The sequence below is a fragment of the uncultured Aurantimicrobium sp. genome (genome assembly GCF_936931525.1).
GTDB lineage: Bacteria > Actinomycetota > Actinomycetes > Actinomycetales > Microbacteriaceae > Aurantimicrobium.
The window spans coordinates 22,995-29,129 of sequence record NZ_CAKZII010000173.1 but is presented as its reverse complement, the minus strand read 5'-3'; the positions used below and the strand labels follow the sequence as shown (position 1 = coordinate 29,129).

Annotated in this window: 10 protein-coding genes and 2 tRNA genes; 8 read left to right on the top strand and 4 right to left on the bottom strand. The window is 54.3% G+C overall.

Going from position 1 to position 6,135, the window contains the following annotated elements:
- From Q0362_RS08980 to Q0362_RS08965, 4 genes are all read left to right on the top strand, one after another.
- A partial coding sequence (locus tag Q0362_RS08980) for a DNA gyrase C-terminal beta-propeller domain-containing protein (protein ID WP_298122692.1) occupies positions 1 to 792 on the top strand: 792 nt, incomplete at its 5' end.
- Positions 785 to 1,219 (top strand): DUF3566 domain-containing protein, encoded by a 435-nt coding sequence (locus Q0362_RS08975; RefSeq protein WP_298122690.1) that lies wholly within the window; start codon positions 785 to 787, stop codon positions 1,217 to 1,219. The genes Q0362_RS08980 and Q0362_RS08975, both read left to right, overlap by 8 nt.
- A 61-nt stretch (positions 1,220 to 1,280) precedes the next feature.
- A tRNA-Ile gene (locus Q0362_RS08970) sits at positions 1,281 to 1,354 on the top strand.
- A 44-nt stretch (positions 1,355 to 1,398) separates the two neighbouring features.
- A tRNA-Ala gene (locus Q0362_RS08965) sits at positions 1,399 to 1,471 on the top strand.
- A gap of 39 nt (positions 1,472 to 1,510) precedes the next feature.
- On the opposite strand, the gene Q0362_RS08960 is transcribed toward Q0362_RS08965, so the two are convergent.
- Positions 1,511 to 1,876, bottom strand: a complete 366-nt coding sequence (locus Q0362_RS08960; protein WP_298122689.1) for a DUF1801 domain-containing protein — start codon at positions 1,874 to 1,876, stop codon at positions 1,511 to 1,513.
- Between the two features lie 57 nt (positions 1,877 to 1,933).
- Between Q0362_RS08960 and Q0362_RS08955 the strand changes: the two genes are divergently transcribed.
- Positions 1,934 to 2,128, top strand: coding sequence for a hypothetical protein (locus Q0362_RS08955; RefSeq protein WP_298122687.1), 195 nt, complete (start codon positions 1,934 to 1,936; stop codon positions 2,126 to 2,128).
- 7 nt (positions 2,129 to 2,135) lie between these two features.
- Positions 2,136 to 2,402 (top strand): YdeI/OmpD-associated family protein, encoded by a 267-nt coding sequence (locus Q0362_RS08950; protein ID WP_280794668.1) that lies wholly within the window; start codon positions 2,136 to 2,138, stop codon positions 2,400 to 2,402.
- Here Q0362_RS08950 and Q0362_RS08945 read toward each other — a convergent pair whose 3' ends face one another.
- The 3 genes from Q0362_RS08945 to Q0362_RS08935 are packed head-to-tail and all read right to left on the bottom strand — an operon-like array spanning position 2,403 to position 4,566.
- On the bottom strand, positions 2,403 to 3,431 hold the full coding sequence (locus Q0362_RS08945; RefSeq protein ID WP_298122685.1) for a peptidoglycan bridge formation glycyltransferase FemA/FemB family protein: 1,029 nt from the start codon (positions 3,429 to 3,431) through the stop codon (positions 2,403 to 2,405).
- Positions 3,432 to 3,450: 19 nt separating this feature from the next.
- Positions 3,451 to 4,089: an LON peptidase substrate-binding domain-containing protein gene (locus Q0362_RS08940; protein ID WP_298122683.1), complete on the bottom strand. Its 639-nt coding sequence runs from the start codon at positions 4,087 to 4,089 to the stop codon at positions 3,451 to 3,453.
- A 6-nt stretch (positions 4,090 to 4,095) separates the two neighbouring features.
- Positions 4,096 to 4,566 (bottom strand): hypothetical protein, encoded by a 471-nt coding sequence (locus Q0362_RS08935; RefSeq protein WP_298122681.1) that lies wholly within the window; start codon positions 4,564 to 4,566, stop codon positions 4,096 to 4,098.
- Between the two features lie 100 nt (positions 4,567 to 4,666).
- Between Q0362_RS08935 and Q0362_RS08930 the strand changes: the two genes are divergently transcribed.
- Both Q0362_RS08930 and Q0362_RS08925 read left to right on the top strand, forming a co-directional pair.
- On the top strand, positions 4,667 to 5,206 hold the full coding sequence (locus Q0362_RS08930) for a peptidylprolyl isomerase (RefSeq protein ID WP_298122680.1): 540 nt from the start codon (positions 4,667 to 4,669) through the stop codon (positions 5,204 to 5,206).
- 6 nt (positions 5,207 to 5,212) lie between these two features.
- Positions 5,213 to 6,094 (top strand): rhomboid family intramembrane serine protease, encoded by an 882-nt coding sequence (locus Q0362_RS08925; protein WP_298122679.1) that lies wholly within the window; start codon positions 5,213 to 5,215, stop codon positions 6,092 to 6,094.
- Positions 6,095 to 6,135: the final 41 nt, after the last annotated feature.

Genomic DNA, 6,135 nt, shown 5'->3' with positions numbered 1-6,135 from the left:
GCAGGTCGTGACGCTAAGGGTCAGCACATCGCTAACCTTTTGGCACTTGCTCCAGATGAGCAGGTCACCCAGATTCTCGACATCCGCGACTACAAGGCAGCTCAGTACCTCGCCCTGGCAACGCGCGATGGTTTGATCAAGAAGACTGCACTGACCGAATACGACACCAACCGCACCGGTGGCATCATCGCCATCAAGCTGCGCGAAGGTGACGAGCTCGTCTCAGCACTTCTCCTTGAAGCTGACTCGGACGTTCTCCTCGTTTCACGTAAGGGTATGAGCATCCGCTTCACCGCAACCGATGAGGCTCTGCGCCCCATGGGTCGTTCGACCTCTGGTGTGACCGGCATGAAGTTCCGCGGCGGAGACAGCCTGCTGTCTGCCTCGCTGGTATCTGACTCTGGTTTCGTCTTTGTCGTCACCGAGGGTGGCTACGCCAAGCGCACCTCTGCTGACCAGTACCGCACACAAAACCGTGGCGGCCTGGGTATCAAGGTGGCCAAGCTCAGCGAAGACCGCGGAGATCTGGTCGGATCACTCATTGTTGGTGAAGAAGACGAAGTTCTCGTTGTCCTCGAAACCGGCAAGGTTGTCCGCTCGGCAGTGAACGAAGTTCCTGCCAAGGGACGTGACACCATGGGTGTTGTCTTCGCCCGATTTGAAGAGGGCGACAAGATTCTTGCCGTCGCACGCAATTCAGAGCGTAATCTTGAGTCTGCAGAAGATGCAGTTGAAGAAGAAGTAGAAGCAATCAGCGGAGACGCTGTAGTGGAAGAGGCACCAAATGAGTAACGCATTGGCACAGAAGCTCAAAGACAAGCTTCCCAAGAGCGAGCCCAGGGCACCTAAGGGTCCTGAGGCTAAGCAGGTTCGCCTGAAGCTCGTTTATGTCGACTTCATGTCTGCGCTCAAGATGTCGTTCCTTCTTGGTTTGGCACAGTTCATCGTTGTCGTTGTTGGCACTTTGCTTCTGTACTTAGTCTTCGTTCAGACCGGTATCTTCGAGACCGCGAACAGCGTTGCTGGTGAGGTTCTGGGAAGCAATTCCTTCGACATCAACAGCATTGCGTCCATTGGTAAGACTGTGGGCGCAGCGGCTGCAGTTGGCTTGGTCAACCTGATCGTCATCACTGTCATGGGTGCAATTTGCGCGGTTCTTTACAACGCAGCAGCCAAGATTACGGGCGGTTTGTCGGTTGGTTTCACCAACCAGCAGTAACCAACCCAAGGCTCGATTTAGAGATTTGCCGGGATTCCGGTAGTCTCGAATCTGCCTAAGCGGGGCTATAGCTCAGGTGGTTAGAGCGCTTCACTGATAATGAAGAGGTCCCAGGTTCAAGTCCTGGTAGCCCCACGCAATTGCTCTTTATATTTTGATGTAAAGTAGTAAAAGCAATCGGGGCCTTAGCTCAATTGGTAGAGCGCCTGCTTTGCAAGCAGGAGGTCAGGAGTTCGATTCTCCTAGGCTCCACAACAAGAAACACCCTCCAGAAATGGAGGGTGTTTTGTTTTACTTCTTGGGACGTAGTGACCTGTAGTCCCAGATGATCTCTGTGCTCAAGCGGAGATAGCGCCTGAGGTCTTCCACGTTGATTGCTGCAACATCCGTATATGTGATGCCGGCGGCCCTGTGCTTGCCGATGCCAAGAAGCCCAGGCTCTGAAAAGTCTTTCCCGCTCCAGAACAAGACCTTCACGCCATGCTTGTGGTCTTGGTATCCCACAACAGGGATGTCGTCGAGAAAGAAAACGGGTGCTCCGTGCCAGACCTTGAAGGTGGCAGTTGGAAGTGCCTGTTGGAACTCTTCAAAGAGGAAGTCAATGACAGGGCGGTTGTCAGCATCTGCTGCTTCGTTGTATTTCACAACATCATTCATGGGTTCAGACTACGCTGAACAGCAGAATCACTTTCTCAATGAGGAGAGGTAATCAAAGTGAACAAACTCAGCCCATCAACAACTAAGACCCTTCACATCATTCTCTTGGCAGTTACTTTTGTCATGATTGCTATTGCACTGGTGCAGATGTTCCAAGGGCAGCAAGTAAACATGACCTTTGGCTGGATTGTCACCATCCTGATCTTCATTGACATTCTTGTCGTGAAGGTTTTCGGTTCAAAAAGCAGTTAGGAATTCTGTGTCTTCACGAGATATGCGCGACAAAAAGGGAAACCTGCGCCGCAAACTCGTAGAGATGCCTGCGGACGTGAAGTTAGCGCTGGAACAGAACGGCCTGCGTGCTGACTATGACCACAGGCCTGCGTATCAACGCAATGACTACCTGGCGTGGATCACCCGTGCTGTTCGGCAAGAGATTCGTCAGAAGCGCCTGAACCAAATGCTTGATGAGCTGAAGAAGGGTGGCGTCTATATGCGGATGGACCACCCCGCTTCAAAGAAGTAGTTAGTACCAGTAGTCCTTGCGCAGGCGCGAGTAGAGACCCAGGAACTTAGTCTCGAACTTGTTCCACAGCTTCTGCTTGGAGTTCAAGGGATACTCAAACGCGGGCATGTAGGTGTCAACGGTGGAGTTGAAGCCTGTCTTGAAGTGCCAGAGGCCTTCCATAGCTCCTGCAGTGATGTTCTCAGGGTCTGGAACGTTACCCAGGTCATAGGCTTCAAAGCCTTCAGCTTTGAGATCACGCATGATGGTCCACTGCATCAGGTGAGGAGCAGGCAGGCGCTTCTGGGTGCGAATAGAGCCGCCGTCTTTGTACCAGGCCTTTTTGCCGAAGGTGAAGACTACGGCAGCAGCAATCAGCGTGCCTTCATGGTGTGCTTGGTAGAGGTAGGCCTGGCCAGCAGCATCGAAGGTGCCCCACGCCTTGCGCAGGTAGTCTTCGGAACGGAAAAACGCACCAGAGCGATCCTTGGTTCCTCCAACGAGCTGAAGAAGCTGAACAATGTTCTCTTCGGTGAAGGGAACGCGGTTGACCTCAATGTCTGCCTTCATGGCAAAGCGGAGGTGATTGCGGGCCTTGGGGCCAAAGTTCGCAAACATGGTGTCTTCGTCAGGAGTGAGGTCAACGGTGACTGACCACTGATACTGCGAAGGGTAGGCCTCAACCCAGCCATTGCTCTTGTAGGCAGCGATCAGCTCTGGATCACTCTGCTGGTAAGTCTCAATCTTGTAAGCAAGGTTCTTTCCACCGCGCAGCTTCTTGGCATAGTCGGTGAGGACTTTCACCTTCTCTGGTGTTATTCCAGAGACACGGGGAGCGTGAATGAGGTTGCCCAAACCGAATGCTGGTCGAGTGAACTCTTGAACGGCAAGAACTTCTGCGCCAGAGGAATCAGTCAGGTGCTGACCAGAAGGTTCCCAACCGGAACCTGTCTTGAACTGTGCCCAAGCCAGTGATTGCATGAAGTGAGGGTGGTGTTGCGTGCGCAACACGGCGTCATTCCATGATTCTGGGGACTGTGAGCCGGTCATTGCTCCAGTATCTCGCAGGTCAGTCCTCTGACTCAGGTGACTCCCCGGCATCGAGGCCATCGAGGAAGCGGTTACCCCCAGCACAAATAGCCAGTGCCGTTTCAATGAGGGTTTCGAGGTCTTCAGACTCGAGCATGGTGTGTTGTTCCTGAGGAGGGACAGGCAGCATGGCTGCCAGCTGCCAGATTGCAGCAACAGGTTCTTCAGAGATTTCAGTGTCTGGTTCCCACATCATTTCGCCATACTTACTGGCACGGGTGAGAAGTCCACGAACCTCGAGTTCCAGAGTCATGCGCTGGGAATCAAACTTGTCATCCCAGACCAGGTCGGGGAGGTAGGCAACCTCTGCACGAGGGTAAGGATCTGCTTCGAGCCATTTCGTCACGACAAAGCGCCTTGTTCCGGTGGCGGTGATACCGAGGTGCTCATCAGTCATGCCAAAGTCTTCAACTTTGGCCACGGTGCCAATGGTGAGGCGTTCAGGCTGTTCGCCGGCTGCCACGCGCTGGGGGTGGAGGGGAACACCGAAGACAGGGTTCTCCGAGCCAACCAGATCGCCCATGAGCTTGAGATAACGGGGTTCAAACACTCTCAATGCCAAAGGCATGAAAGGCATCAAGACTGACCCCACAGGAAATTGGGGCAGAACTAAAGCCATGAGGGCTTATTCGTCTTCAGAGACCCAGAGTTCGTCGTCAGCACGGAAGGTCTGCCAGACAACGTAACCAACACCAAGAAGAGCAGCGATACCAATTCCTGCAGCAATGTACTTACCTGCGCTCGCGGTGGCGGCAGGGGCAACAGCCTTCTTTCCTGCAGCGAGCTTGGCAACCTGCTTTGTTACTTCTTTCACTCGCTTGTCGCGAGCAGCGTCGATAACCGAGAGGGTCGAACCAATAACGGAGGCAACGGTGGGCAGAACATCATCCACCAGCTTGTCGCGGGTGCTCTGAGCTGCCGCACGAGTTCCTCGAGCCACACGAGGGAAAACCTCTTCACTCGTGACGCGGCCGAGTTCACGGCTGGCTTCACGAACGACGGAACCTGCGTGAGCAAGAACGCGCTGCTGTTCGTGCAGAAGTTCCTCTGCGTGTGCCTTGAGTACTTCTGCTTCAGTCATCTTTTTGCGTGCCATAGTTCCATCTTGCCACTGTTGGCTGTGAATGCCACAAGAGCTGTTCCCCGGTGAGCGAACGAGGAGCATTTTCTGAGGCGCCGTGTGAAAAGATTGAGCCATGTCTATTCACACTGCAGTTGCCACGATGAACACCACTCTTGGCCCCATCAAGATCAACCTCTACGGAAACCACGCTCCTAAGACCGTGAAGAACTTCGTAGGTCTCGCCACTGGAGATATCGAGTGGACCGACCCCAAGACCGGCGCGAAGCGCAACGATCCTCTCTACAACGGCGTTGTCTTCCACCGCATCATCCCCGACTTCATGATCCAGGGCGGCGACCCTCTCGGAACCGGCACCGGCGGCCCTGGCTACCAGTTCGATGACGAGATCAACTCTGAGCTCAACTTCACCCAGCCCTACATCCTCGCGATGGCAAACGCTGGAACCTATGGCGGAAAGGGAACCAACGGTTCTCAGTTCTTCATCACCACTGCACCCACCACCTGGTTGCAGGGCAAGCACACCATCTTCGGTGCTGTTGAGGACGAAGCAAGCCGTGCCATTGTTGACCAGCTGGGCGCTGTCTCGACCGATGGTCGTGACCGTCCCCTCGACGACGTGGTGATTGAATCCATCACCATCGAGCAGGTCTAACTCTTCGTGAGCAACGAGACAGGCTTTGGGGCTACCGCTGAGGTAGCCCCTTCCTGTTATCGCCATCCGGATACACCCACCTTTATTCGCTGCCAGCGCTGTGAGCGCTCCGTGTGCGTGCAGTGCCAGGTTCCCGCCCCCGTCGGCGTAATCTGCCCTGAATGTTTAGGCCAGGCTCAGGCTCGAGCTCCACGAGTGGGCCGAGAAGCTTTGGGTGGCCGCAGTAATCAAACACCGGTGGTGACCTATTCGCTGATTGCGATTACGGCACTGTTTTATGTGATCCAGTGGATCCCCGGTTTAGGCGCCACCAACTACTTGGCTTATTCCCCGCTGTATAGCTATGGCGAATATGGGGCTATTGGGGCGCCCTACGAGCCGTGGCGCATGATTACCTCAGTTTTTACGCACTCAACAGGCTTTGTTTTCCACATCCTGCTGAATATGTATACGTTGTGGATTTTTGGACAAATGCTCGAGCGATTGCTGGGCAAGGCGCGCTTCATCACGCTCTATCTCGCTTCTGGCCTGGCCGGATCGCTGGGCGTCATGTTCTGGGCTCCTCATGACACTTTTGTTGTCGGCGCCTCAGGGGCCATCTTTGGCTTGATGGGTGCATTCCTTGTTATCCAACGAAAGCTGGGTGGGGAAACTACCCAGTTATTAGTGCTGGTTGGCATCAACTTGGTCATTGGCTTCTTGCCAGGGATGAGTATCTCGTGGCAAGCGCACCTGGGCGGTTTGCTCGGCGGAGCACTGCTGGGCTTTATCTTCGTGCAAACACGCAAATACACGCAGAAGAGACTTCAGCTTGCTCTGGTCAGCCTGACCGTGCTGGGTTTTGTGGCATTAGCCCTCTCGCATGCCCCGATCTTTGTGCAGGGTTAACAACGAGAGTTATCCACATGGTTGTCCACATGGGGAGAATT

Bases quoted from the DNA above. Each gene is read 5' to 3' on its own strand.
- Q0362_RS08975 (WP_298122690.1), top strand. From the start codon at position 785: ATGAGTAACGCATTGGCACAGAAGCTCAAAGACAAGCTTCCCAAGAGC.
- Q0362_RS08960 (WP_298122689.1), bottom strand. From the start codon at position 1,876: ATGAATGATGTTGTGAAATACAACGAAGCAGCAGATGCTGACAACCGC.
- Q0362_RS08945 (WP_298122685.1), bottom strand. From the start codon at position 3,431: ATGACCGGCTCACAGTCCCCAGAATCATGGAATGACGCCGTGTTGCGC.
- Q0362_RS08940 (WP_298122683.1), bottom strand. From the start codon at position 4,089: ATGGCTTTAGTTCTGCCCCAATTTCCTGTGGGGTCAGTCTTGATGCCT.
- Q0362_RS08935 (WP_298122681.1), bottom strand. From the start codon at position 4,566: ATGGCACGCAAAAAGATGACTGAAGCAGAAGTACTCAAGGCACACGCA.
- Q0362_RS08930 (WP_298122680.1), top strand. From the start codon at position 4,667: ATGTCTATTCACACTGCAGTTGCCACGATGAACACCACTCTTGGCCCC.